This window comes from Mesorhizobium sp. 10J20-29 (assembly GCF_054130485.1).
Genome location: NZ_CP199156.1, coordinates 1813259 through 1836642 on the forward strand (window position 1 = coordinate 1813259; position 23384 = coordinate 1836642).

General features: G+C 66.4%; 29 protein-coding genes. 11 read left to right on the forward strand and 18 right to left on the reverse strand.

Features of this window, described 5'->3' with window-relative positions:
- Positions 1 to 28 precede the first annotated feature (28 nt).
- The 3 genes from coaBC to ACT2BZ_RS08675 all read left to right on the forward strand — a co-directional run bounded on the left by coaBC (position 29) and on the right by ACT2BZ_RS08675 (position 3526).
- Positions 29 to 1444 carry a bifunctional phosphopantothenoylcysteine decarboxylase/phosphopantothenate--cysteine ligase CoaBC gene (gene coaBC / locus ACT2BZ_RS08665; RefSeq protein ID WP_457940484.1) on the forward strand — a complete coding sequence of 472 codons (1416 nt, stop codon included), beginning with the start codon at positions 29 to 31 and terminating at the stop codon, positions 1442 to 1444.
- Positions 1445 to 1540: 96 nt separating this feature from the next.
- Complete coding sequence (locus ACT2BZ_RS08670; RefSeq protein ID WP_457940486.1) at positions 1541 to 3202, forward strand: FAD-dependent oxidoreductase; 1662 nt, start codon at positions 1541 to 1543, stop codon at positions 3200 to 3202.
- A 15-nt stretch (positions 3203 to 3217) separates the two neighbouring features.
- Positions 3218 to 3526: a UBP-type zinc finger domain-containing protein gene (locus tag ACT2BZ_RS08675; protein WP_457940487.1), complete on the forward strand. Its 309-nt coding sequence runs from the start codon at positions 3218 to 3220 to the stop codon at positions 3524 to 3526.
- Positions 3527 to 3707: 181 nt separating this feature from the next.
- Here the strand turns inward: ACT2BZ_RS08675 and gyrB are convergent, their stop codons facing one another.
- A complete protein-coding gene (gene gyrB, locus ACT2BZ_RS08680) occupies positions 3708 to 6149 on the reverse strand; it encodes a DNA topoisomerase (ATP-hydrolyzing) subunit B (protein ID WP_457940488.1) in 2442 nt (813 codons plus the stop codon).
- Between the two features lie 221 nt (positions 6150 to 6370).
- Between gyrB and ACT2BZ_RS08685 the strand changes: the two genes are divergently transcribed.
- The gene (locus tag ACT2BZ_RS08685; protein WP_457940489.1) at positions 6371 to 7750 is read left to right on the forward strand and encodes a cytochrome P450; all 1380 of its coding nucleotides are present in this window, start codon (positions 6371 to 6373) and stop codon (positions 7748 to 7750) included.
- Here ACT2BZ_RS08685 and ACT2BZ_RS08690 read toward each other — a convergent pair.
- The 3 genes from ACT2BZ_RS08690 to rsmI all read right to left on the reverse strand — a co-directional run bounded on the left by ACT2BZ_RS08690 (position 7747) and on the right by rsmI (position 9351).
- A complete protein-coding gene (locus tag ACT2BZ_RS08690; RefSeq protein WP_457940490.1) occupies positions 7747 to 7992 on the reverse strand; it encodes a DUF3297 family protein in 246 nt (81 codons plus the stop codon). The genes ACT2BZ_RS08685 and ACT2BZ_RS08690 overlap by 4 nt on opposite strands.
- Before the next feature lie 101 nt (positions 7993 to 8093).
- Positions 8094 to 8468 (reverse strand): YraN family protein, encoded by a 375-nt coding sequence (locus ACT2BZ_RS08695; protein WP_457940491.1) that lies wholly within the window; start codon positions 8466 to 8468, stop codon positions 8094 to 8096.
- The gene (gene rsmI / locus ACT2BZ_RS08700; RefSeq protein WP_457940492.1) at positions 8458 to 9351 is read right to left on the reverse strand and encodes a 16S rRNA (cytidine(1402)-2'-O)-methyltransferase; all 894 of its coding nucleotides are present in this window, start codon (positions 9349 to 9351) and stop codon (positions 8458 to 8460) included. Before rsmI ends, ACT2BZ_RS08695 begins: the two co-directional genes overlap by 11 nt.
- 149 nt (positions 9352 to 9500) lie before the next feature.
- Between rsmI and ACT2BZ_RS08705 the strand changes: the two genes are divergently transcribed.
- Positions 9501 to 9680: a hypothetical protein gene (locus ACT2BZ_RS08705; protein ID WP_457940493.1), complete on the forward strand. Its 180-nt coding sequence runs from the start codon at positions 9501 to 9503 to the stop codon at positions 9678 to 9680.
- 65 nt (positions 9681 to 9745) lie between these two features.
- Here the strand turns inward: ACT2BZ_RS08705 and ACT2BZ_RS08710 are convergent, their stop codons facing one another.
- Genes ACT2BZ_RS08710 through rph form a run of 5 tightly spaced genes read right to left on the reverse strand, consistent with a single transcriptional unit; the run spans position 9746 to position 13183 of the window.
- The gene (locus ACT2BZ_RS08710; RefSeq protein WP_457940494.1) at positions 9746 to 10183 is read right to left on the reverse strand and encodes an EamA family transporter; all 438 of its coding nucleotides are present in this window, start codon (positions 10181 to 10183) and stop codon (positions 9746 to 9748) included.
- 53 nt (positions 10184 to 10236) lie between these two features.
- Positions 10237 to 11406, reverse strand: coding sequence for a radical SAM family heme chaperone HemW (gene hemW / locus ACT2BZ_RS08715; protein ID WP_457940496.1), 1170 nt, complete (start codon positions 11404 to 11406; stop codon positions 10237 to 10239).
- Positions 11403 to 12050 (reverse strand): RdgB/HAM1 family non-canonical purine NTP pyrophosphatase, encoded by a 648-nt coding sequence (rdgB, locus tag ACT2BZ_RS08720; RefSeq protein ID WP_457940497.1) that lies wholly within the window; start codon positions 12048 to 12050, stop codon positions 11403 to 11405. The genes hemW and rdgB overlap by 4 nt, the downstream gene beginning before the upstream one ends.
- Positions 12050 to 12460: a VOC family protein gene (locus ACT2BZ_RS08725; RefSeq protein WP_457940498.1), complete on the reverse strand. Its 411-nt coding sequence runs from the start codon at positions 12458 to 12460 to the stop codon at positions 12050 to 12052. The genes rdgB and ACT2BZ_RS08725 overlap by 1 nt, the downstream gene beginning before the upstream one ends.
- 6 nt (positions 12461 to 12466) lie before the next feature.
- The gene (gene rph / locus ACT2BZ_RS08730; RefSeq protein ID WP_457940499.1) at positions 12467 to 13183 is read right to left on the reverse strand and encodes a ribonuclease PH; all 717 of its coding nucleotides are present in this window, start codon (positions 13181 to 13183) and stop codon (positions 12467 to 12469) included.
- 142 nt (positions 13184 to 13325) lie between these two features.
- Here rph and hrcA point away from each other — a divergent pair, with 142 nt between their 5' ends.
- The 4 genes from hrcA to cysK all read left to right on the forward strand — a co-directional run bounded on the left by hrcA (position 13326) and on the right by cysK (position 16445).
- The gene (gene hrcA / locus ACT2BZ_RS08735; RefSeq protein ID WP_457940500.1) at positions 13326 to 14396 is read left to right on the forward strand and encodes a heat-inducible transcriptional repressor HrcA; all 1071 of its coding nucleotides are present in this window, start codon (positions 13326 to 13328) and stop codon (positions 14394 to 14396) included.
- Positions 14397 to 14459: 63 nt separating this feature from the next.
- Positions 14460 to 14657: a hypothetical protein gene (locus ACT2BZ_RS08740; protein ID WP_457940501.1), complete on the forward strand. Its 198-nt coding sequence runs from the start codon at positions 14460 to 14462 to the stop codon at positions 14655 to 14657.
- 67 nt (positions 14658 to 14724) lie between these two features.
- Entirely contained in the window at positions 14725 to 15342 is a 618-nt protein-coding gene (locus ACT2BZ_RS08745) for a LysE family translocator (RefSeq protein WP_457940502.1), read from the forward strand.
- 137 nt (positions 15343 to 15479) lie between these two features.
- Positions 15480 to 16445, forward strand: coding sequence for a cysteine synthase A (gene cysK, locus ACT2BZ_RS08750; protein ID WP_457940504.1), 966 nt, complete (start codon positions 15480 to 15482; stop codon positions 16443 to 16445).
- 29 nt (positions 16446 to 16474) lie between these two features.
- Here the strand turns inward: cysK and ACT2BZ_RS08755 are convergent, their stop codons facing one another.
- From ACT2BZ_RS08755 to rpe, 5 genes are all read right to left on the reverse strand, one after another.
- The gene (locus ACT2BZ_RS08755) at positions 16475 to 16813 is read right to left on the reverse strand and encodes a DUF190 domain-containing protein (RefSeq protein ID WP_457940505.1); all 339 of its coding nucleotides are present in this window, start codon (positions 16811 to 16813) and stop codon (positions 16475 to 16477) included.
- 12 nt (positions 16814 to 16825) lie between these two features.
- Complete coding sequence (locus ACT2BZ_RS08760; RefSeq protein ID WP_457940506.1) at positions 16826 to 17266, reverse strand: fluoride efflux transporter FluC; 441 nt, start codon at positions 17264 to 17266, stop codon at positions 16826 to 16828.
- Positions 17263 to 17658, reverse strand: a complete 396-nt coding sequence (crcB, locus tag ACT2BZ_RS08765) for a fluoride efflux transporter CrcB (RefSeq protein WP_457940508.1) — start codon at positions 17656 to 17658, stop codon at positions 17263 to 17265. The genes ACT2BZ_RS08760 and crcB overlap by 4 nt, the downstream gene beginning before the upstream one ends.
- Before the next feature lie 122 nt (positions 17659 to 17780).
- A complete protein-coding gene (locus ACT2BZ_RS08770; RefSeq protein ID WP_457940509.1) occupies positions 17781 to 18332 on the reverse strand; it encodes a thioredoxin family protein in 552 nt (183 codons plus the stop codon).
- A 23-nt stretch (positions 18333 to 18355) separates the two neighbouring features.
- On the reverse strand, positions 18356 to 19030 hold the full coding sequence (gene rpe, locus ACT2BZ_RS08775; RefSeq protein WP_457940510.1) for a ribulose-phosphate 3-epimerase: 675 nt from the start codon (positions 19028 to 19030) through the stop codon (positions 18356 to 18358).
- Positions 19031 to 19194: 164 nt separating this feature from the next.
- On the opposite strand from rpe, the gene ACT2BZ_RS08780 reads away from it, so the two are divergent.
- Both ACT2BZ_RS08780 and pcaD read left to right on the forward strand, forming a co-directional pair.
- Positions 19195 to 19683: an SH3 domain-containing protein gene (locus ACT2BZ_RS08780; protein ID WP_457940512.1), complete on the forward strand. Its 489-nt coding sequence runs from the start codon at positions 19195 to 19197 to the stop codon at positions 19681 to 19683.
- 31 nt (positions 19684 to 19714) lie between these two features.
- Complete coding sequence (gene pcaD / locus ACT2BZ_RS08785) at positions 19715 to 20506, forward strand: 3-oxoadipate enol-lactonase (RefSeq protein WP_457940513.1); 792 nt, start codon at positions 19715 to 19717, stop codon at positions 20504 to 20506.
- 18 nt (positions 20507 to 20524) lie between these two features.
- Here pcaD and ACT2BZ_RS08790 read toward each other — a convergent pair whose 3' ends face one another.
- The 4 genes from ACT2BZ_RS08790 to ACT2BZ_RS08805 all read right to left on the reverse strand — a co-directional run bounded on the left by ACT2BZ_RS08790 (position 20525) and on the right by ACT2BZ_RS08805 (position 23365).
- A complete protein-coding gene (locus ACT2BZ_RS08790; RefSeq protein ID WP_457940514.1) occupies positions 20525 to 21448 on the reverse strand; it encodes a hypothetical protein in 924 nt (307 codons plus the stop codon).
- Positions 21449 to 21463: 15 nt separating this feature from the next.
- Positions 21464 to 22006, reverse strand: a complete 543-nt coding sequence (locus ACT2BZ_RS08795) for a hypothetical protein (RefSeq protein ID WP_457940515.1) — start codon at positions 22004 to 22006, stop codon at positions 21464 to 21466.
- 232 nt (positions 22007 to 22238) lie between these two features.
- Entirely contained in the window at positions 22239 to 22475 is a 237-nt protein-coding gene (locus tag ACT2BZ_RS08800) for an Lrp/AsnC ligand binding domain-containing protein (RefSeq protein WP_457940517.1), read from the reverse strand.
- A 59-nt stretch (positions 22476 to 22534) separates the two neighbouring features.
- On the reverse strand, positions 22535 to 23365 hold the full coding sequence (locus ACT2BZ_RS08805) for an alpha/beta hydrolase (protein ID WP_457940519.1): 831 nt from the start codon (positions 23363 to 23365) through the stop codon (positions 22535 to 22537).
- Positions 23366 to 23384 lie beyond the last annotated feature (19 nt).

A 23384-nucleotide genomic window follows, 5' to 3' on the forward strand; every position in this document is an offset into this window, starting at 1 on the left:
AATCATTTGACCCAAGGCGTGCAATCAAGTGGCCAGCATCACCGTCAGGAACCTCGACGATTCTGTCAAAGACCTTCTGCGCCAGCTCGCCGCGCAACACGGCGTCTCGATGGAAGAGCAGCTTAGGTTGATGATCCGCGACGGCGTTACCGGCCGGTTGCCGGCGGCGGGGTCGGCGCAGTCGCAGCCGGTCGCTACGGCCCCACGCGACCCAGGCGACGCATCTGGCACATTGGCAGGCAGGCGCATCCTCCTGATCCTCGGCGGCGGCATCGCGGCCTACAAGTCGCTCGACCTGATCCGGCGCCTGCGCGAGCGCGGCGCCGCCGTTCGCTGCGTCATGACTGCCGCCGCGCAGGAATTCGTCACGCCGCTGTCGGTCGGCGCGCTGTCGGCCGACCACGTCTTCTCAGACCTTTTCGACCGCCAGGACGAGCACGACATCGGCCACATCCGCCTGTCGCGCGAGGCCGACCTGATCGTCGTCGCCCCGGCCACCGCCGACCTGATGGCGAAAGCCGCAAACGGGCTTGCCAACGACCTGGCCTCGACGGTGCTTTTGGCCACCGACAAGCCTGTACTGATGGCACCGGCGATGAACCCGAGAATGTGGAACCACAAGGCAACCCGCCGCAACCGGGCCACGCTCGAGAAGGACGGCATCGCCCTTGTCGGTCCCAACAGCGGCGAGATGGCCGAAAGCGGCGAGGCCGGCGCGGGCCGCATGGCCGAGCCGCTTGAGATCGTGGCGGCGATCGAGGCGCTGCTCGCTCCCGGACCGAAGCCGCTTGCCGGCCGCCGGATCATCGTCACCTCCGGGCCGACGCACGAACCCATCGACCCGGTGCGCTATATCGCCAACCGCTCGTCGGGCAAGCAGGGCCACGCGATTGCCGCGGCGCTAGCCCGGCTAGGCGCCGATGTGCGGCTGGTTTCGGGCCCGGTCTCGATTGCCGACCCGGAAGGCGTTTCCACCGTCCATGTCGAACGCGCGGAGGAGATGCGCGACGTAGTCGAGCAATTGCTTCCGGCCGATGCGGCGATCTTCGTCGCCGCGGTCGCGGACTGGCGCACCGCATCGTCGGCCGGCGAGAAGATCAAGAAGCAGGCGGGTAACGGGCCGCCATCGCTGCAGATGGTCGAGAACCCCGACATCCTCGCCGGCATCGGCCATCACCGGCAGCGCCCCTATCTGGTGATCGGTTTCGCCGCCGAAACCGAAAACCTGCTGGCCAACGCCCAGGCGAAGCTCGCGAAGAAGGGCGCCGACTTCATCGTTGCCAACGATGTCAGCCATGCGGGCGGCGTCATGGGTGGCGACAGGAATCGTGTCCGGATCGTCGCCAAGTCCGGCGTCGAGGACTGGCCTGATATGAGCAAGGAGGACGTTGCCGCGCGTCTCGCGGAGCTGGTCGCCGAGCGCCTGAAATCTGTTGAGGTGTGACGCGGGAGTGATGCAGGATCGCGCTCGGCGGCTGCGCATCGCCTATTGCGGGCGAATTGAAAAGACTTGGCGCCGGCAGATGAGAGAACTAGCCTCATGGTGCAAAAATCCGTCTCCGAGCTGAATTCACGTTACGATCAGATGTTTCCGGTGCTGTCGTCGCACGATGTCGGCCGCATCGCCCCCTTCGGCACGCTCAGGCATTTCGCGGCCGACGAGCTGATCGTCGAGACGGGAAGGGTCGCGCCCGGCATGATCCTTGTCCTCAAGGGCCAGGTGGCGATGAGCCAGCGCGACGGGCTCGGCCACGTCAATCCGATCGTCGACCACGGCCCCGGGCAGTTCATCGGCGAGGTCGGGCAGCTCTCGGGCCGGGCTTCGCTGGTCGACGCCAGGGCCGACGGCGGCGAAGTCGAGGCGCTGGTCATTCCGCCAGATCGGCTGCGTGCCCTGATGGTCGCCGAGGCCGATCTCGGCGAACGCATCATGCGCGCGCTCATCCTGCGCCGCGTCGGGCTGATCCAGAGCGGCGTCGGCGGCCCGCTGATCGTTGGCGACGACACCATGCCGGACGTCGCGCGGCTGCAGAACTTTCTCAACCGCAACGGTTATCCGCACCACCTTGTCGATCCTGCAACCGACGAGGATGCCGCCTCGTTCGTCGCGGCCTCGCCCACCTGCCTGCGCAACCTGCCATGGGTCGTGCTGGCCGATGGCACCACCTTGCGCAATCCGGGCGAGCCCGAACTGGCGCGCGCCATCGGCATGAATGCGCTCCGGGCCGAAACGGCGGTCTATGACGTCGCAATCGTGGGCGCCGGACCGGCGGGCCTTGCAACCGCCGTCTATGCGGCGTCGGAGGGGCTTTCGGTTGCCGTGCTCGACAGCCGCGCCTATGGCGGCCAGGCCGGGGCCAGCGCCCGCATCGAGAACTATCTCGGCTTTCCGACCGGCATCTCGGGCGGTGCCCTGACCGGGAGGGCCTTCGTGCAGGCCCAGAAGTTCGGTGCCGACATGATGATCCCGACAGAGGTTCTCAGCCTCGACTGCAGTCTCGACGACGGCTTCTTCGGCATCCTGCTCGATGCTGGCGAGCGTATCCGGGCGCGCTCCGTAGTCATCGCCAGCGGCGCCCGCTACCGGCGTCCGCCGATCGCGGAACTCGACCGCTTCGAGGGCAAGGGCGTCTGGTACTGGGCCTCGCCGGTCGAGGCCAAGCCGACGGCTGGCCAGGACGTCATCGTGGTCGGCGGCGGCAACTCCGCCGGCCAGGCAGCGGTCTACCTTTCCGGCCTGGCGTCCAAGGTCGACGTGCTGATCCGCGGTCCAGAACTCGCCGACAGCATGTCGCGCTACCTGATCGACCGCCTGGCGGCGACGTCCAATATCGAACTGCACCGGCGCACCGAACTCGTGGCGCTCGACGGGTCCGATCGCCGCCTCGAGCGGGTATGGATGCGCGACAATGCAAGCGGACGCGAGACCGAGCGCGACATGCGCCACGTCTTTCTCTTCGTCGGGGCCGACCCGGCCACAGCCTGGCTCGAAGGCTGCGGCGTCGGCGTCGACAAGGCCGGTTTCGTCGTCACCGGCCAGCGCGCCGGCGCCCATCTCGAGACCAGCGTGCCGGGCGTTTTCGCCGTCGGCGACGTGCGCTCGGGCTCGGTCAAGCGCGTCGGCGGCGCCATCGGCGAAGGCGCGCAGGTGGTCGCCGCCCTGCACAGCTATCTCTCCGCCCGGCCCCAGCCGACGGCCTGAAGGAGGACGAAGCCCATGGCCGACGAGTGCCGTCACGCAGAGCAGGTCCAGGACGTGACGCCGAGCGCGCGCGGCTGCGAGGAATGCCTGAAGATCGGCAGTGCGTGGGTGCATCTACGGCTCTGCCGCACCTGCGGCCATGTCGGTTGCTGCGACGACTCGCCGAACCGCCACGCCACCAAGCACTTTCACCAGACGCGCCACCCGGTCATCGAAGGCTACGATCCGCCGGAAGGCTGGGGCTGGTGCTTCGTCGACGAGATCTTCCTCGACCTGTCCGACAGGAAGACGCCGCAGCTCGGGCCCATCCCGCGCTTCACCTGAGCCCGAAAAGGGGACAGATCGAGCGGCTGCGCGAATTGTGCTGGCAAAAGAACAAGTGAATACAATGGCTTGCGCGAAAACTCCCGAGCAGGACCCCGGCAATCTGTCAACAAGCACCCGCTTGCGGCGGAATACCCCCCGCAATGACCGTCCGCCGGGCGCTCCGGCGCGCCTTCGGCGGCTAGACGTCGAGGTTGGCGACGCTCAGCGCATTTTCCTGGATGAATTCGCGGCGCGGTTCGACATCGTCGCCCATCAGCCGTGCAAAAAGCGAGTCGGCGTCGGTGGCGTCGTTGACCCTGACCTGCAGCAGCGAGCGCACGTTCGGATCGAGCGTGGTTTCCCAGAGCTGTTCGGCGTTCATCTCGCCGAGACCCTTGTAGCGCTGCATCGTCAGGCCCTTGCGGCCGGTGGCGAAGATCGTGTCGAGCAGGGCCATCGGACCCGAGATCGGTTCCGACACCTCCTTGCGGCGCAACACCGGCGATTGCTGGTAGATCTCGCCGAGCCTGGTCGAATAGCGGCCGAGCTGGCGGGCATCCGCCGAGTTGATCAGCGCCAGGTCGAGAAGGGCGAATTCCTTGACGCCGCGAACCGTGCGCTCGAAAACAAACCCGCCCGGCCCTTCGTTGGAGGTGGACAGCCGGCCCGTCCAGCCACGTTCGGTTTCGTCGGCGATGGCGTCGAGCCTTGCGGCGACAGCATCGGCCATGCGCGTGGCATTGCCGAGGTCGGCCATCTTCTCCGAGTTGAGGGCGCCGGCGATTGCCGCCTGTTCGACCACCGTGCGGCTGTAGCGGGAGTGCAGGCCGTTGATCAGCGACCGCACCGCCAGCGCGTCGTCGACCGCGGCGCGAAGGTCCTGGCCGGTGCGGACTTCGCCCGACGACAGGGTCAGCGAGGCTTCTTCGAGGCCCGAACCGATCAGGAATTCCTCGAAGGCCGCCTCGTCCTTGATGTATTGCGAGCTCTTGCCGCGCGTCACCTTGTAGAGCGGCGGCTGGGCGATATAGAGGTGCCCGCGCTCGATCACTTCCGGCATCTGGCGGAAGAAGAAGGTCAGCAGGAGTGTGCGGATATGCGCGCCGTCGACGTCGGCGTCGGTCATGATGATGATCTTGTGGTAGCGCAGCTTCTCGATGTTGAACTCGTCGCTGCCGATGCCCGTGCCAAGCGCCGTGATCATGGTGCCGATCATGTCGGATGACAGCATGCGGTCGAAGCGGACCCGCTCGACATTGAGGATCTTGCCGCGCAGCGGCAGGATCGCCTGGTTCTGGCGCGAGCGGCCGCCCTTGGCCGAGCCGCCTGCCGAGTCACCCTCGACGATGAAGAGTTCGGATTTCGCCGGGTCGCGTTCCTGGCAGTCGGCCAGCTTGCCCGGCAGCGACGTCACGCCCAGCGTGCTCTTGCGGGTGATGTCGCGCGCCTTGCGCGCGGCCTCGCGGGCGGCGGCGGCCTGGATCACCTTCTCGATGACGATCTTGCCCTCGGCTGGGTGTTCTTCCAGCCAGGTGCCAAGCGCCTCGTTGACCAGCCCCTCGACCACGGGGCGGACCTCGGAAGACACCAGCTTGTCCTTGGTCTGCGAGGAGAATTTCGGATCGGGAACCTTGACCGACAGCACGGCGGTCAGGCCCTCGCGGCAATCGTCGCCGATGAGAGAGACCTTTTCCTTCTTGGTCAGGCCGGAGGTTTCCCCGTAACCGGTGACCTGGCGCGTCAGCGCGCCGCGGAAGCCGGCCAGATGCGTGCCGCCGTCGCGCTGCGGGATGTTGTTGGTGAAGGCCAGCACGTTCTCGTGGTAGCTGTCGTTCCACCACATCGCGACCTCGACGGTGATGCCGTCGCGCTCGGCCCGGATGGCGACAGGCTCGCTGATAAGCGGCTTCTTCGAGCGGTCGAGATATTTCACGAACTCTACCAACCCGCCGTCGTAGATCAGTTCCTGCACCTTGACGTCGGCATGGCGTGCATCGGTCAGCACGATGCGCACGCCCGAATTCAGGAAGGCCAGTTCGCGCAGCCGGTGCTCCAGCGTGCCATAATCGAACTCGACCATGGTGAAGGTCTCGGACGAAGGCATGAAGGTGATTTCCGTACCCGTGTCGGAGCCGGCGTCGCCGGTCTCGACGAGCGGCGAGTCGGCGACACCATGGGTGAAGCTCATCTCATGGATCTTGCCCTTGCGGCGGATCTTCATCTTCAGCCACACCGACAGCGCGTTGACGACCGATACGCCGACGCCGTGCAGGCCACCCGATACCTTGTAGGAGTTCTGGTCGAACTTACCGCCGGCATGAAGCTGGGTCATGATGACCTCGGCCGCGGAGACGCCCTCGTCATGCATGTCGGTCGGAATGCCGCGCCCGTTGTCGGTCACGGTGACCGATCCGTCCGGGTTGAGCGTCACCGTCACGAGGGTCGCGTGGCCGGCCAGGGCCTCGTCGATCGCGTTGTCGACGACTTCGTAGACCATGTGGTGCAGGCCCGAGCCGTCGTCGGTGTCGCCGATATACATGCCCGGCCGTTTGCGGACGGCATCCAAGCCCTTCAAAACCTTGATTGAATCGGCGCCGTATTCGGCCGGCACGCCGGGAATGTTCTCGGACTGATCGCTCATGAATTGCTTTCGTCTGACTGCTGCGCGACAGAGCGCGAAACCCGCCCCGAATCGGGCGCTTGAATATGCTCAATATATAGGCGCTCAGGCCTTGAATTCCAAGCTTTTGACGGTTTTGCACACCCTCGGCCGGGGAGGGCGGCCAGCCCCCCTTTTCGGCGCGCGCCATGGACGTTCCATCCGAGGCACACTAGATTCGCTGTTTGAAGGCGGAGACATTGATGGACACACTGCCAGCACCCTTCGTGCCGCCGGCGCCGACACCGCGCAAGACGCCGCCCTCGACGCTGGAAATGATCCGCATCGTCTACCGCAACCCGCTCGAACTCTGGGGCGAGCCTTCCTACAACGAGCCCTATATTTCGGTGAGCGGCATAGGCGGTCCGCTGGTCATCGCCAACGACCCGGCGCTGATCCGCCATGTGCTGGTCGACAATGCCAAAAACTACAGGATGGCGACGGTACGCCAGAAGATCCTGCGGCCGATCCTGCGCGACGGGTTGCTGACGGCCGAGGGCGACGTCTGGAAGCGCTCGCGCAAGGCGATGGCGCCGGTCTTCACGCCACGCCACATTTTCGGCTTCGCGCGGCCGATGCTCGAGCGGAGCCTCGCCTTTGCCGAGCGCTACGAGGCGGGTGGAACGGTCGATGTCGCTACCGACATGACCATGCTGACCTATGACATCCTGGCCGAGACGCTGTTTTCCGGCGAGATCGCCGGCGAGCCGGGCAGCTTTGCATCGCAGATCGACCGCCTGTTCGAGACCATGGGGCGCGTCGACCCGCTCGACCTGTTGCGCGCGCCCGACTGGCTGCCGCGCCTGACCCGGCTGCGCGGCCGCAAGACGATGGCCTATTTCCGCAAGATCGTCGCAGACACGATCACCATGCGCAGCGAACGCATGAAGAGCGCGCCAGACGAGGTGCCCGAGGATTTCCTGACGCTGCTTCTGAGGGCCGAAGGGCCGAGCGGGCTGACGCGCGGCGAGATCGAGGACAACATCATCACCTTCATCGGCGCCGGCCACGAAACCACGGCGCGGGCGCTGGGCTGGACGATATACTGCCTCGCCGAAGCGCCATGGGAGCGCGAGGCGATCGAGCGCGAGATCGATGCCGTGCTGTCGCGCGAGCCCGACCCGGTGAAATGGCTGGACGCCATGCCGCTGACGCGCGCCGCCTTCGAGGAGGCGCTCAGGCTCTATCCCCCGGCGCCATCGATCAACCGCGAGCCGATCGTGCCCGAACAGTGGCGCGATCTCTACATTCCGCCGAAGGCCGCCGTGCTGATCATGCCGTGGACGATCCACCGCCACCGCAAGCTATGGGACCGGCCCGACGCCTTCATGCCGTCGCGCTTCCACCCGGAGAACCGCGACAGGATCGACCGCTACCAGTACCTGCCGTTCGGCGCCGGTCCGCGCGTCTGCATCGGCGCCAGCTTCGCCATGCAGGAGGCGATCATCGCGCTGGCCGTGCTGATGTCGAAGTACCGCTTTAACACGACGCCCGAAACCAGGCCCTGGCCCGTGCAGAAGCTGACGACGCAGCCAGAGGGCGGCCTGCCGATGACGGTCGAGCGGCGCAACCCGGCTGCCTAGGAGGCGGCGGGTTCGTCCTTCGGGAAGGGCTCGACGGTCCCCTTGAGCTTGATGGTCAGCGGCTGGCCGAAGCGGTCCTTGGACTTGCCGGCCGGCACGCGGATCCAGCCCTCGCTGACGCAATACTCGCTGACGTCAGTGCGCTCCTTGCCATTGAACAGGATGCCGACGCCGCGTTCCAGGAGGTCCGCGTCGTAGAACGGGCTCTTGGGCTCGCCGCTCAGCCGGTCGGGAAGTGTCATGGTCGTCTCCAGTGGACAGTGCCTGTCTCGTCGCCGGGCGTCGCGCCCGGCTGTCTGGCTGGGCAGATAGTTGGATTGTCCGGCCGGGTAAAGGGCTGCGGTCAGTTGCGCCCGTAAAACACGTTCTCGACATGCACCGGCCAGCGCCATGGCAGCACCGCCACCATGTCGAAACGGACGGAGAGCCGGCCGTAGTCAGGCTGCCGCATCAGCCAGAGATCGGCTGCACCCTCGATGCGTCGCTCCGAGTCACGCGCAATCGCCTCCATCGCATCGGAAAGCGTTCGCCTCGCCTTGACCTCGACGATCAGCACCAGGTCGCCGCGCCGGGCGATCAGGTCTATCTCGCCGAGCCTGGTGCGGTAGCGGCGGGCAAGGATGCGGTAGCCCTTGGCAAGCAGGGCCGCCGCGGCCAGCCATTCGCTCGAATGGCCACGCCGGTAGGCCTTCTGCCGTGTTCGCCGGTCAGCCGCCATCCCCGTCTCGAAGCTCCAGCAACCGCCTGTAAAGCGCCTGTTTCGGCTGCCCGGTCATGCGCGCCGCCTCGGCGGCGGCCTTCGATGCCGCCATCTCGGACACCAGCGACCTGAGCAGCCGATCGACATCCCCGGGCTGGTCGGGCTGATGCTCCGGCGGCGCGACGCAGATGACGATTTCGCCCTTCGGCGTCGGTGCCTCGCCATAGTGGGCAGCAAGCGCGCCGAGGCTGCCGGTGCGCATTTCCTCGAAGGTCTTGGTCAGTTCGCGGCCGATTGCCGCCGGCCGGTCGCCGAGCACATCGGCCATGGCTGCGAGCGTGTCGGATAGGCGGCGCGGCGATTCGAAGAAGATCAGCGTCGCGGGCGTGGCTTTCAGCGCCTCGAGCCGGCTTCGCTTCTGGCCGTCCTTCACCGGCAGGAAGCCGGCGAACAGGAAGGCGTCCGACGGCAGGCCCGATGCGGTGAGCGCTGCCAGCACGGCGGAGGCTCCGGGAATGGGAACCACGCGCTGGCCGGCCTCGATCGCCTGGCCGACCAGCCTGAAGCCAGGGTCGGAGACGAGCGGCGTGCCGGCATCGGACACCAGGGCCACGCTCTTGCCGGCTTCAAGCGCGGCTATCAGCTTCGGGCCTGCCTCGCCGGCATTGTGTTCGTGGTAGGCGGTCGGGCGCTGCCGGATGCCGTAGCGGTTGAGCAGGACGCGGGTGACGCGGGTATCCTCGCAGGCAAGCACGTCGGCCGCCGCCAGCGTCTCCAGCGCCCGCAGCGTGATGTCGCCGAGATTGCCGATCGGCGTGGCGACGAGGTAAAGCGCCGGCTCGAGCGGCCGGGCCACGATCTCGTTCTGTCCAACGACGTAGGTTCGTTGCGCTTGCGTCACGTCTGGCTTCGCTTCCCTGGTCTGTCGAAGGGCTTTCGGCCCGCCTCGCGGCTTCGTCCCCAACCCATATCGTCGGCGTCATTGCGTCGCCACAGTCTGGAACCAAACAACGCTGGGCGGATTCTTATCGGAGTATCGAGGAGGATACGATGGCTTCGCTTATCATCCAGGACAGTTTCGAACCGTACTATGCCGGACGCCGCAAGTGGGTCTCGCCCACGCGCGCCGCAAAAGAGCAGAATGACCGCAGCGCCCGCGCGCAGGATTCCGCCGAACGCAGCGAGACAAGAGCCAGCGACGACCGTCCGGAAGACGAGGCCAGGCACTGATGGCCAGCCGCTTCGATGCGTGCATGGCACAGCTTGCCGCCAGCCAGATCGCGTTGCGCGGCGCGTCAGAAACGATAGGCCACGAGGACCGCGCCGGCCGAGATCAGGACCACCCCGAGCCAGTTCACCGGGCTAAGCCGCTCGCCCAGAAAGACCGCGCCAAATACCGCCACCAGCACGACGCTTAGCTTGTCGACAGGTGCGACCTGCGACGCATTGCCGAGCTTCAGGGCGCGGAAGTAGCAGAGCCAAGACGCGCCGGTGGCCAGGCCCGACAGCGTCAGGAAGAGCCAGGTCCTGGCGGAAATTTCGCCCAGAGGCTGCCATTGGCCGCTGCCGGCAATGATGATGCCGAGCACCAGGAAGATGATCGCGGTGCGGATCAGGGTCGCGAAATCCGAGCCGACATTCTCGACGCCGACCTTGGCGAAAATGGCGGTCATGGCCGCGAAGGCCGCCGCCAGAAGGGCCCAGAATTGCCAGGATGCAAGGCTTGCGTTCATGGCTTCCCTCTCTAAGTAAGCCGTTGCTTACCTATATGATGCCGCCAGTACGGTTACCGCGCCAGGTCGGCGACCACTGCGTCGAGCACGATCATGCCGGAAGCCGTGGCACGCAAGCGCGAATTGCCGACCGGCGCCACCAGGCCCTCTTCCTGCAGCACCGACAGGCGCGCCGGCGAGAAGCCGCGGCCCGACATCGCCTCGTAGCGCGCAAGGTCGATGCCCTCGACGAGCCGCAGTCCCATGAGCAGGAACTCGTCGGCCTCTTCAGCCCGTGTCAGCGTCTCGCCGCCGGTCACGCCGTGCCCCCTGGCCTCGACGAGGTTGGCCCAGGTCTCCGGGACCCGTTCGGCGATCGTCACGATCCGCCTGCCGTGCTCGACGAAGCGGCCATGTGCGCCGGGACCGACGCCGACATACTCGCCGTAGCGCCAGTAGGTGAGATTGTGCCGGCTCTCCGCCCCCGGCCGTGCGTGGTTGGAAATTTCGTAGGCGGGCAGCCCGTGCGCGGCGGTGACCTCCTGGGTCAGCGCGTAGAGGTCGGCGGCGAGGTCGTTGTCGGGGATGATGAACTTCTTTGCCGCATGCAGCGCATGGAAGGGCGTGCCTTCCTCGATGGTCAGCTGGTAGAGCGACAGGTGGTCGGCCGCATAGCCGATCGCCTGTTCGAGTTCGGCCGCCCAGTCCTCCGCCGTCTGGCCCGGCCGGGCATAGATCAGGTCGAAGGAAAGGCGCGGAAAGATCTCGCGCGCCAGCTCGATTGCCTTCAGCGCCTCGGCGACATTGTGCAGCCGGCCGAGGAAGCGCAGGTCCTTGTCGTTCAGCGCCTGGACGCCGAGCGACACGCGGTTGACGCCGGCCGCCCGGTAGCCGCGGAACCGCTCCGCCTCGACCGACGAGGGGTTGGCCTCGAGCGTCACCTCGATGCCGTCGGGCACCGTCCAGTTGCAGCCGATCGCGTCGAGCATGGCGCCGACCGTCTCGGGATGCATCAGCGAGGGCGTACCGCCTCCGAGGAAGATGCTGGTGACGCTGCGCGGCCCGGTGCGTGCCCGCATCGTCGCGAGTTCCGTCGCGAAGGCGGCGGCGAACCGCTCCTGGTCGACAGGCTGGTGGCGGACATGGCTGTTGAAGTCGCAATAGGGGCATTTGGCGGCACAGAACGGCCAATGGACGTAGACGCCGAAGCCGGGATCGCGGCCGACCGGCAGGAGATCGTTCATGCTGCCCCCAGGCAGGCCCGGGCGAATTTCTGGAAGGCGCGCGCGCGGTGCGACAGCGCCTCGGCCTGGCCGGGTTTCCAGCCGTGCTTCTCCTCGGCGGTCATTTCGCCGAACGTCCTGGCGTGCCCGTCGGGCAGGAAGACCGGGTCGTAGCCGAAGCCGCTGTCGCCGCGCGGCGGCCAGACCAGATGCCCCTCGGCCTCGCCGCGGAAATACTCCGCCTCGCCGTCGGGCCAGGCAAGGCAGATCACGGCGACGAAGCGGCCGGTGCGCTGGCCGGGCTCGGTCGCGCCGCGCTGCTGCAGTTCGGTCTCGGTCCGCTGCATGGCCATGCCGAAGTCGCGCGTGCCGTCCGGCCGCTCGGCCCAGTTGGCGGTATAGACGCCGGGCGCGCCGTCGAGCGCGTCGACCACCAGCCCGGAATCGTCGGACAGCGCCGGCAACCCGGTGGCGCTCGCCGCCGCGAAAGCCTTGATGTAGGCGTTTTCCTCGAAAGTCGTGCCGGTCTCGTCGGGTTCGGGCAGCCCGAGTTCCTTCGCCGACTTCGCCTCGAAGCCGAATGGCGCCATCAGGTCGGAAAACTCGCGCAGCTTGCCCTCATTGTGGCTCGCCACGACGATCTTTCGCTCCTCGAGCTTGCGCATCACAGTCCCCAGAGTCTCGGTTCGGCGAATTCGATGGAATTGCCGGACGGGTCGCGGAAATAGATCGAGCGGCCGCCATTCGGCCATTCGAAATCCGCTTCGATGGCGACGCCGCGGTCCAGAAGGTGTGACTTCCAGGTCTCGACCTCGTCGGCTGTCGCGGCAAAGCAGAGATGCCCGGGTCCCGTCGCGCCGTGTGGCGGCACCGGCAGTCGGGCGTCGGGCGGCGGGCCGTTTCTGGTCGCCTCGGCATTGAAGAGCAGGAGCACGCCCGCGCCACAGCGGAAGAATACGTGCCGGCCCTCGACACTGGCGATCCGTTCCAGCCCGAGCACTTCCGCGTAGAAATCCGCCGCGGCGTCGAGATCGGTGACGTAGAGGGCCGATTCGAGGATCGCGGAGGGCTGCATGCCTGCCTACGCCACCGCCATCTGCTGCAGGTCGACCAGCCGCGCGATGCCCTTCTTGGCGAGCGCCATGAGGTTGGCGAACTCTTCCTCGCTGAACGGCGCGGATTCGGCGGTGCCCTGGATCTCGACGATGCCGCCCTTGCCGGTCATCACGAAGTTGGCGTCGGTGCCGGCGGTCGAATCCTCGGCATAGTCGAGGTCGAGCACGGCCTCGCCGGCATGCACGCCGCAGGAAACCGCGGCGACATGGTCCTTCAAAACCTTGGCGACGCTGATCATCTGGCGGGTTTCCATCCAGCGCAGGCAATCGTGCAGCGCGACCCAACCGCCGGTGATTGCCGCGGTGCGGGTGCCGCCATCGGCCTGGATGACGTCGCAGTCGACGGTGATCTGCTGTTCGCCCAGCGCCTGCAGGTCGACCACGGCGCGCAGCGAGCGGCCGATCAGGCGCTGGATTTCCATGGTGCGTCCGCCCTGCTTGCCGGACGCCGCCTCACGGCGCATGCGGTCGCCCGTCGAGCGCGGCAGCATGCCGTATTCGGCCGTCACCCAGCCCTTGCCGGAATTGCGCATCCAGCCGGGCACTTTCTCCTCGAGGCTTGCCGTGCACAGCACATGCGTATCGCCGAACTTGACGAGGCAGGAGCCTTCCGCGTGCTTGGAAATGTTGCGCTCGAAGGAAATGGCGCGCATTTCGTCGAACTGGCGTTTGGATGGGCGCATCGAGGCTCTTTCTTCGGGAATCGGACTGGTCGCGGGCTTTTAGCCCCGCGCTCCCGGGAGCGCAAAGAAAAACGGCCCCTGGCGCCTTGTTGTGTTCCGCCCGACACCATCTATATCATTCCTCCGGAGGTGCTGCGCCACGATGACCACGCCGATCACCGATCAGAACCTGCAATCCCTCGATGCGCGCTCGCGCGAAATATTCCGCCGCATCGTCGATTCCTTCCTCAAGGACGGCGAGCCCGTCGGCTCGCGCAACCTGTCGCGCATGCTGCCGTCGTCGCTGTCGCCGGCCACGGTGCGCAACGTGATGAGCGACCTCGAGCATCTCGGCCTCGTCTACTCGCCCCATATTTCCGCCGGCCGGCTGCCGACCCAGCGGGGCCTGCGCTTCTTCGTCGACGCCTTCATGGAGCTTGGCGACCTGTCCGACGACGAGCGCCGGGTCATCGAGGCGCAGGTCAAGGCGTCGGGCAGCGGCGCCACCATGGAACACATGCTGACGGAAGCCAGCCAGATGCTTTCGGGCCTGTCGCGCGGCGCCGGGCTGGTGCTGACGGCCAACAACGAGGTGGCGCTCAAGCACATCGAGTTCATCCAGCTCGAGCCGACAAAGGCGCTGGTCGTGCTGGTGTCGCAGAACGGCGACGTCGAGAACCGGGTGGTCGAGCTGCCGCCCGGCATCACCGTATCGCAGCTGCACGAGGCGTCGAACTTCCTCAACGCCCACATCCGCGGCCGCACGCTGGCCGAGGCCAAGGCGGAGATCGCCCGCATCAAGGAAGAGACCCGGGCAGCCCTCGACACGCTGTCGCAGGATCTCGTCGAGCGTGGACTGGCCATCTGGGCCGGGTCCGAAAGCGGACTGCCGTCGCGGCTGATCGTGCGCGGTCGCGCCAACCTGCTCGACAACGTCACCGCCCAGGCCGACATGGAGCTGATGAAGCACCTGTTCGAGGACCTCGAGACGCAGGACGGGCTCATCCAGCTGCTCGGCCTCGCCGAGGAGGGCTCGGGCGTGCGCATCTTCATCGGGTCCGAAAACAAGCTGTTCTCGCTGTCCGGTTCGTCGCTCGTGGTGGCGCCCTACCGCGACAAGGATGCCCGCGTCATCGGGGCACTGGGCGTCATCGGCCCGACGCGCCTCAACTACGCCCGTATCGTGCCGATGGTGGACTATACCGCGCAGGTCGTTTCGCGCATGCTGCGCTAAGCATATCAACAACCGGCCGGTGGCCGGCAGCAAGACGGGACGGAACGTCCCAGGGAGCAGACAATGGCACTCGAGGAAATCAAGGCTCAGATCAGCCTGCTCCTGGAACAGATGGTCAACCAGCCGGAAGACGCCCACGAGGTGCACGAGAACCTGCGCGAGAAGCTGAACGAGCTGCGCGCCATGGGCATGCCGCTGCCCGACGATCTCGTCGAGCTCGAAAAGCGCCTCGAGGCCGATTTCCCGGCGACGCGCCGCTGATCGAAAGCCGTTTCCGGCCGAACCGGATTGTGCGAAAAGCCGGACTGCATTTCTCACGAGTGACTCGATGACCCTTGCCGGTTTCGTTACCTATTGCGGCGCGCTGGCGCTGGCTGCCGCCATTCCCGGGCCAGGCCTGACCGCACTGATCGCGCGGGCGCTCGGCTCCGGCTTCCGCTCGGCGCTTGTCATGTCGCTCGGCCTGATCGCCGGCGATCTCACCTACCTGACGGCCGTGGTGCTTGGCCTGGCGCTGGTGGCGCAGACCTTCGGCATGGTCTTCCTCGTCATCAAATGGCTGGGCGTCGCCTATCTGGGCTTTCTCGCCTGGACCTTCTGGACCAGCGGCATCACGGCCGAGAATGTCGAGGCGCGCAGGGGCAAGGGCGGCCTCGCCGCGAGTTTCCTCGCCGGCCTGACGGTCACGCTGGGCAACCCGAAGACCATGATCTTCTACCTGGCCATCACGCCGACCATCGTGGACCTGAAGACGATCACGGTCGCAGACTACGGCGTGCTCGCGGCACTGACCGTCCTGGTGCTTCTGGTGGTGCTGGTGCCCTATCTGCTGCTGGCGGCCAAGGCGCGCTGGTTCCTGAGGACGCCGCGGGCGCTGCGGGTGCTGAACCGGACCGCCGCGGGCTTCATGGCGGGTGCGGCAGCGGCGATCGCGGCGCGCCACTAGCATCCTTCGCGCCAATTCCTTCTCGCGATCGTCCGTTTTGAGGAATCCGGTTTCTCGACTGCGCAAGTTTGAGCATGGCGTTCCCTCGGATTCTCCCGCGCGAGGCCCTATCTTGTGCGCAACAAGGGAGTGAAACGATGTCGAACCACGTTCCAGGCCGCGGCCGAGTCTACAATTCCATCACCGAAACGATCGGCGATACCCCGCTGGTGCGCCTCGACAAGTTTGCCAAGCAGAAGGGCATTGTCGCCAATCTCCTGGCCAAGCTCGAATTCTTCAACCCGATCGCCTCCGTCAAGGACCGCATCGGCGTGGCGATGATCGAATCGCTCGAAGCGGCTGGCAGGATCGCGCCTGGCAAGAACACGCTGGTCGAGCCGACCTCTGGCAACACCGGTATCGCGCTCGCCTTCGCGGCGGCCTCCAAGGGTTACAAGCTGATCCTCACCATGCCCGAGACGATGTCGCTCGAGCGCCGCAAGATGCTGGCGCTGCTCGGCGCCGAACTGGTGCTGACGGAAGGCGCCAAGGGCATGAAGGGCGCCATCGCCAAGGCCGACGAACTGGCCGCCAGCATCGAGGGCGCGGTCATTCCGCAGCAGTTCGAGAATCCGGCCAATCCCGAGATCCACCGCAAGACGACCGCCGAGGAAATCTGGAACGACACGAAGGGCAGCGTCGACATCCTGATCTCGGGCATCGGCACGGGCGGCACCATCACCGGCGTCGGCCAGGTGCTCAAGCAGCGCAAGCCCGGCGTTCACGTCGTCGCGGTCGAGCCGGAAGCCTCGCCCGTCCTGTCGGGTGGCCAGCCCGGCCCGCACAAGATCCAGGGCATCGGTGCAGGCTTCGCGCCGAAGATCCTGGACACCCACATCTATGACGAGATCGTCACCGTCTCGAACGAGGATTCGGTCGCCAATGCGCGCCTCGTCGCCCGCCTCGAGGGCGTGCCGGTCGGCATCTCCTCGGGCGCCGCGCTGCAGGCCGCGACCATCATCGGCTCGCGCCCGGAGAATGCCGGCAAGGACATGGTGGTCATCATCCCGTCCTTCGCCGAGCGCTATCTGTCGACGATCCTCTTCGAAGGTCTCGGCGGCTAGGGTCAGGACCCTAGGCAGCCACTCGCGGGTCAGTCGGCGTCCTTGCCGTAACGCAGGACCTCGACTGTATCCAGCGTGACCAGGCCGCCCGTCATCATCGCTTCCAGCGCAGGCAGGAAGGCGTCGATCTTGTCGCGCGCGTCGACGATCTCGATGATGACCGGCAGGTCTTCGGACAGGCGCATGATCTTCATCGTACGCAGCCTGCTCGAATGGCCGAATCCCATGCCGCCGCGCCAGGCGGTCGCGCCGGCGAGTCCCGCCTCGCGCGCCTTCATCACGAGGGCCTCGTAGAGCGGGCGGCCGTCGTGCCGGTCGTCCTCCCCGACCAAGATGCGCAGCAGCGTTGCCTGTTTCGGTATCTGCATCGGTCCGGTTCCTCACATGCGGTTGGAGCGCATCGCTAGCACCTGGCCGAGCCAGGCGGCCGCGAGCCATGTCACGACGGAAAGGGCGACATAGAGCCCGGCGAGCGGAAGGCGGCCGGCCTGGGCCAGCATCAGCGTCTCCAGGCTGAAGGCGGAGAAGGTGGTGAAGCCGCCGCAGAAGCCGGTCATCACAAGCTGCCTCTGGCGCGTCGAGGCCATGATGCGCCCGCCCGGTCCGGTCATCGTGGCATAGTAGCCGATGATGAAGGATCCGAGCACGTTGACGGTCAAAGTGCCGAGCAGGAACGCCTCGCCGAGCCATGCGACCGCAGCGAGCGACACCAGCGCCCGCGACACGCTGCCGATCACCGAGCCCAGGCTGACGGCAAGGTAGAGCCCCGCCGTCTCGCGTGCATCGGCAGCCCCGGCCTGCGTTGCAGCGCGCTCCCTCATGCGAGGATTCCATTTGCCGCAGCGTAGCCAAGAGCGACGGCGGCCAGACAGAGGCCGAAGGACAGCGCGATGTTCCACCCGGCGCCGGCCGATTGGCCATCGCGCGCCAGCGCAAGCGTCTCGCGGCTGAAGGAAGACACCGTCGTGTAGCTGCCGAGGAAGCCGATGCCGGCGATCTGCCAGCCGGGCGAGGACAGGGCCATGCCATTGAGGGAGACCGTCGCGGCCAGTGCGCCCATCAAAAGGCAACCGGTCACGTTTGCAGCCATCGTGCCCCAGGGAAAGGTCTCGCCGAAGCGACGGCCGACAAGTCCGGACACGTAATAGCGGGCCGGCCCGCCGAGCGCGCCGCCGAGCGCTATCCACAAGAGTCCGGCAACGATTTCCGGCATGCGTCAGGTTTCTCCGCGAGGGGCCGGGCGCTGCCCGCCATTCGAGGGCACGTATAGCGCAAATGGCCGCAACCGACTGCCCGGATGCATGGCGTCGATCGCGATGCAGCGCGCCGTGGGCCTCAGTCCTTCCACTTGATGGAGCAGCCGATCGACGCGATCTGGTCGCGCGGCCCCGCGCCGCTGGCGGCCACCTCGCGCATCGCCTCGAACAGGTCGCGACGCAGCCCCGGCTCGTCCTGCCGGTTGCGCGAAGCGTCGAGCCTGCCGCGATACTGCAGTTCCAGCTTGCCGTTGAAGCCGAAGAAGTCAGGCGTGCAGGCTGCGCCGTAGGCGCGCGCCACCGACTGGTCCTCGTCATGCAGGTAGGGGAAGCCGAAACCGTTTCGTTCCGCGAAGAGCTTCATCTCGGGAAACGAATCCTGCGGATGGCTGGTGGCGTCGTTCGAATTGATGGCGACGAAGCCAATGCCGAGAGGTGACAGGTCGGCGGCGTCGCGGACGATGCGGTCGATCACGGCCTTCACATAGGGGCAATGGTTGCAGATGAAAGCCACGACCAGGCCATTGGGCCCGGCCAGGTCGAAGAGCCGATGCTCCCTTCCGTCGACGCCGGGCAGCGTCGCGTCGATTGCGTTCCATCCGAAGTCGCAGACCGGGGGTGTGGCTGCCATGGTTTTCTCCTCCTGCCAGGTCTTCAACGCGCCTTGTCGGCCGCGTCCCTGATGGCGGCAATGTTGGCGCGATAGGCGGCTTCGGTGCCGCCCTTGAAGATGGCCGCGCCCGCCACCAGCACGTCGGCGCCGGCGGCCACCACCAGCGGCGCCGTCTCGGGCGAGACGCCGCCGTCGATCTCGATGTTGATCGGGCGGTCGCCGATCATCGCCTTTACCCGCCGTACCTTCTCGACCACCGCAGGGATGAAGGCCTGGCCGCCGAAACCGGGATTGACCGTCATCAGGAGAACGAGGTCGAGCCGGTCGAGCACGTATTCGATGACGCTTTCGGGCGTCGACGGGTTGAGCGAGACGCCGGCCTTCTTGCCGAGCGCCTTGATCGCCTGCAGCGAACGGTCGAGATGCGGCCCCGCCTCGGCATGCACCGTGATGCGGTCGCAGCCGGCGTCGGCGAAGGCGGCGATGTAGGGATCGACGGGCGCAATCATCAGGTGGCAGTCGAACACCTTGTCCGTACGGTTGCGGATCGCCTTGATGATGGGCGGCCCGAAGGTGATGTTGGGCACGAAATGCCCGTCCATGACGTCGAGATGGATCCAGTCCGCGCCGGCAGCCGCCACCGCCTCGACCTCTTCGCCGAGCTTCGAGAAATCCGCTGAGAGCACCGATGGCGCGATAAGGGTCTTTGGGGTCATTCCTGCCGGTCCCGTTGTCTCGTTCGTTTCATCTGCCTTGAACTGACCTGCCTTAGCGCAGATCGGGTGACAAATGACAGTCCGGATGCGCGGGACGCAGCGTCGCGGCGGCAATTGTTTGTCGGATGTTAAAGTCTTGGCCCCACCATGGCTGCATGGCTGGATTGGCGCTTCCGAAACTCAGATGGCTGCTTGCCGGCGGCTTGGCCGCGGGCATCTGGGTCGTGTCCCAGGAAAAGGGCGTGCCGCGCCCGCCGGAGCGTGTGCCGGTCTTCAAGTCGGTTGCCGCGCCGTCGCGGCCGGCCATCACGCTGCCAAGGCGCGTGGAGCGGCCGCCGCCGCGTCCCGAAAAGATCGTCACCGGGTCGATCTCGAAGCCCGACCGACCGCGCATCCTCAGGACGACCACCGCGGTGAACCTGCGTCAGCGCGCCGATGTCGGATCCGCTGTCCTCATGACGCTCGCCGGCGGCAGCCGCGTGCGCGAGATCGCCCGCTCCGGCAAATGGCGGCTGGTCACGATCGACGGCAGCAAGGGCTGGGTCCACGCCAATTATCTCGACGCCTCGATGGACAGGCCGAGACGGCCGAAACTTCCGGTCTTGGGGCGCTCGGCAAAACCGGCTAAACCTGCGGCCGACAAGAAACCCTGAACAGCCGCCTGCGCCGCGGCGCGGAGAGCCCATGCAGTTCGCCAAGATCGGCAGCGTCACGCTGCACTACCAGCTGATCGGCGCGCCGGCCGGAAAGCCGGTCATCGTCTTTGCCAATTCGCTCGGCACCGATTTCCGCATCTGGCGCGATGTGATCGTGCGGCTGGCCGGCGATTTCGCCATCGTGACCTATGACATGCGCGGCCACGGACTGTCGGATTCCGGCGGGGCGCATTCGACGATGGACGATCATGTCGCCGACCTGGCGGGCCTGCTCGACATGCTGGATACGCGGCAAGTGATCGTCTGCGGACTGTCCGTCGGCGGGCTGGTGGCCCAGGGGCTCTATGCCGCGCGCCCGGACCTGGTACGCGCGCTGGTGCTCTGCGACACCGCGCACAAGATCGGCACCAACGAGCTGTGGAACGGGCGCATCGAGGCGATTCGCGCCGATGGCATCGAGGCCATTGCGGACGCCATCCTCGAGCGCTGGTTCACGCCGGCCTTTCGCGCCGCGGGCAATGCCGACTTCGCCGGCTACCGCAACATGCTGATACGCCAGCCGGTCGAAGGCTATGTCGCGACCTGCGAGGCGATCCGCGATGCCGATTTCACCGAGGAGGCCGGCCGGATCGCGGTTCCGGCCATCGGCATCGTCGGCGACCAGGACGGCTCGACGCCGCCCGATCTCGTCCTGTCGACGGCAAAGCTCATCCCGGGCTGCCGCTACGAGGTCGTCAAGGATGCCGGCCACATACCCTGTGTCGAGCAGCCGGAAGTGCTGACGGAAATCATCCGCGCCTTCGTCGCGGAGATAGGCTAGGCGCGCACAAGCGGCCGATCAGAGGCTGTCCGGGTCGATGTTCATCTGCCTGAGGCACCGCCTGACCGGGAAGACCCAGACCTCGTTGGCGTCCTCGATGCCGCCGAACAGGAGGCCGACCGCCATCAGGCCGGCGCCGGAGCGGCAGAACACCACGGCGCCGGAATGGCCGGGGCGGCAGCGGCCGACCGTCAGCCGGAGCTTGTGGAAGCCGGCATAGTTCAGGCTGTGGCCGTCAATGTCGATTTCGGCCGCGCCGGGCACGAAGCCGAGCCACACCGCCTCGTGCACGAATTCCATCGCCACGTAATAGAAGCGCCGGGAATCGTTGTTGGCGATCTCGCCGCAGCCGACGAGGCGAAGGGCGGTGCCGCGGAAACTGCCGGATGCGATGGTGCCCGTCGCGACGTGCACGATCGCCGCGTCGCTGCGCACCACGCCGCCGAGCAGATCGTCGAAGTCGCTGACGATGCCCTGGACGATGGGGCCGTCCGGCACCTCGACGCTCACCAGGCCGGGTTGCTGGCCCGGGTCGGTGACGACATGGGCGTTGGTCAGGAACAGGTCGCGATTGCCGCGCTGGAAGACGAGGCCGACCGTCCCGTGCTCGTTGTCGGCGCCGATCACCACGTTGCCGCCGCGCATGTTGAAGCCGCGGGGCCTGCCGCCGAGTTCGCACACGTCGGTGAGGATGCGGCGCTCGCGCGAGCCGTCCTCGTAAAGCAGCGGGAATTCCGGCGGGACGGGTTCGCCCGATGCGGGCGTACCCTTCTGCGCCACGTAGAAGGTGATGCAGGTCTCGGAGAGCTTCTCGCCCGCCCGGAATTTCTTCGAGACGCCGACATGGTGTGCGCCGTAGCGCTGAGCGAGGTCCTGCTCCTCGTCCACGATTGTTCGCTCGACGGTGGCGTATTCGGGATGCCTGACGATGTCGGCGACCATGGCTGCAGCCAACCCTTAGACCGGCCCCGGCGTTATGCCGTCGTCGCCTTCGTTCGGCTGGGCGGCTTGGCGGGGCGCCGCGATGACGGTGCGTTCTGCCGTCTTCACCCGGAGCAGGTTGGGCTCGATGAGCAGCGGCCGCAGGCCGACCAGGTTGCCGTCGTCGTCGAAGACGATGTCGTAGACCTGGAAGCGGTCCTTGATGCCGCCGGCGGAAGGGCCGCCAGCCGGTCCGGAGAAGCCTTTCGGCGCTGGGATCTTGTCGATGAGCGCGGTCAGCACCTTAATGAATTCCGTGGAATCCATATCCGCCTTGACCGTCGTCAGGATGCCGTTCTGGAGCGAAGCCTCGAAGTTGTTCTTGGCGAGGAAGGCGCCGAAGCGCAACGCGTAGGGACGGTTGTAATTGGGGACCATCTCGATGGTGACGTTGTCGCCGCTGACGATCAGCAGCGGCTTCACGTCATAGATGGGAATGCCGTTGATACGCTCCCCGGGTTTGCGCGGCACCGCCGTGACATATGCGCAGCCGGCCGACAGGCCTGCCGCCAGCAGCATCAGGGCCGGCGGAACGAAACGAAGACATGCACTTCCTGAAAAGCCCTTGCGCCACATTGATTTCCCCCTCGAAACCGGACAGGGGCATCATCTTACCTTCCGTTAGGGAAGTCAATCATGGATTGCAACAACACAATTATACAACTTATTGGTTGCATGCGGACGAGCGTTCAGGCCGGCAGAGCATTCGTTGCCCTCCGGGTGAGAAATGCAGAAGTTCTTGCTGCTGGGTCTAGAAGGCCTTGAAGGTCAGCGTCGTCAGCGAGCGGACGATGCCGGGCACGTTGGCGACGTGCTCGTTGATGAACTTGCCGATGTCGTCCTCGTTGTCGACATAGATCTTCATCAGGAGGTCGTATTCGCCGCTTGTCGAATAGAGTTCCGAGACGATCTCGCGTTCGAACAGCGCGTGCGCAACGTCGTAGGTCTTCCCTGGCTGGCACTGCAACTGCACAAAAACCGCTCTCATCGCTGTATTCCCGTCAACTCTTCGATCTTCCGGATGCTCGCTTCATAAAGCCAGCGGCATCATTGCGCCAGCAGGGTCCGCGTCAAGGCATGGTCCGGATCGGCCAGCCCGTCAATGATGGTGAAGTGGTGGCGGTCCGGCTCGACCACCGTCGCGGTTGCCGCGCCAAGTCCCGTCCAGGCGTTTGCAAGCAGGGCATTCTGGCGGATGAACTCCGAGCGTTCCGCGCCGCCGACCCAGCAGGTGATGCGCGCATTGTCCATCGGCTCGAGCAGTGCCGGGCTTTCGGCGAGCGCTTCCGCCCGGTCGATGTGCAGTTCGGCGTTCATGGCCGTGCGCATCATCGGGCGCAGGTCGTGCACGCCGGATATGGATACCGTGTTGCCGATCCGGCGCCGCACGGGCTGGCTTAGCGGCGAATTGGCGCAGATCATCCGCGATGCCAGATGGCCACCGGCGGAATGGCCGGTCAGGTGGATCGGCCCGCCGATCATCTCGGCCGCATGCTCGATGGCCGCGCCCACCTCGGCGACGATGCCGGCGATGCGGATTTCAGGGCACAGCGTGTAGGAGGGCATGGCGACGGCATAGCCGCTCTCGACGGCGCCGCGCGCCAGGTGAGACCAGTAGGAATTGTCGAAGCGCAGCCAGTAGCCGCCATGGATGAAGACGACGAGACCTTTCGGTTCGCCTGCCGGCAGGAACAGGTCGAGCCGGTTGCGCGCGCGCTCGCCATAGGCGAGCCCGAGCTTTGCCCGGCCCGCGCCGGCGCGTTCCTCGCGGTAGGCTTTCGACGGCGCAACCCAGGCCTCGGGCCAGCGGTCGCCACGCGGCACGTTGCTGCCGTTGGCATAAGCGTCGTCGAAGTCTGCAATGCGGTGGTAGATCATGCCCGGGCATCCTCCCATG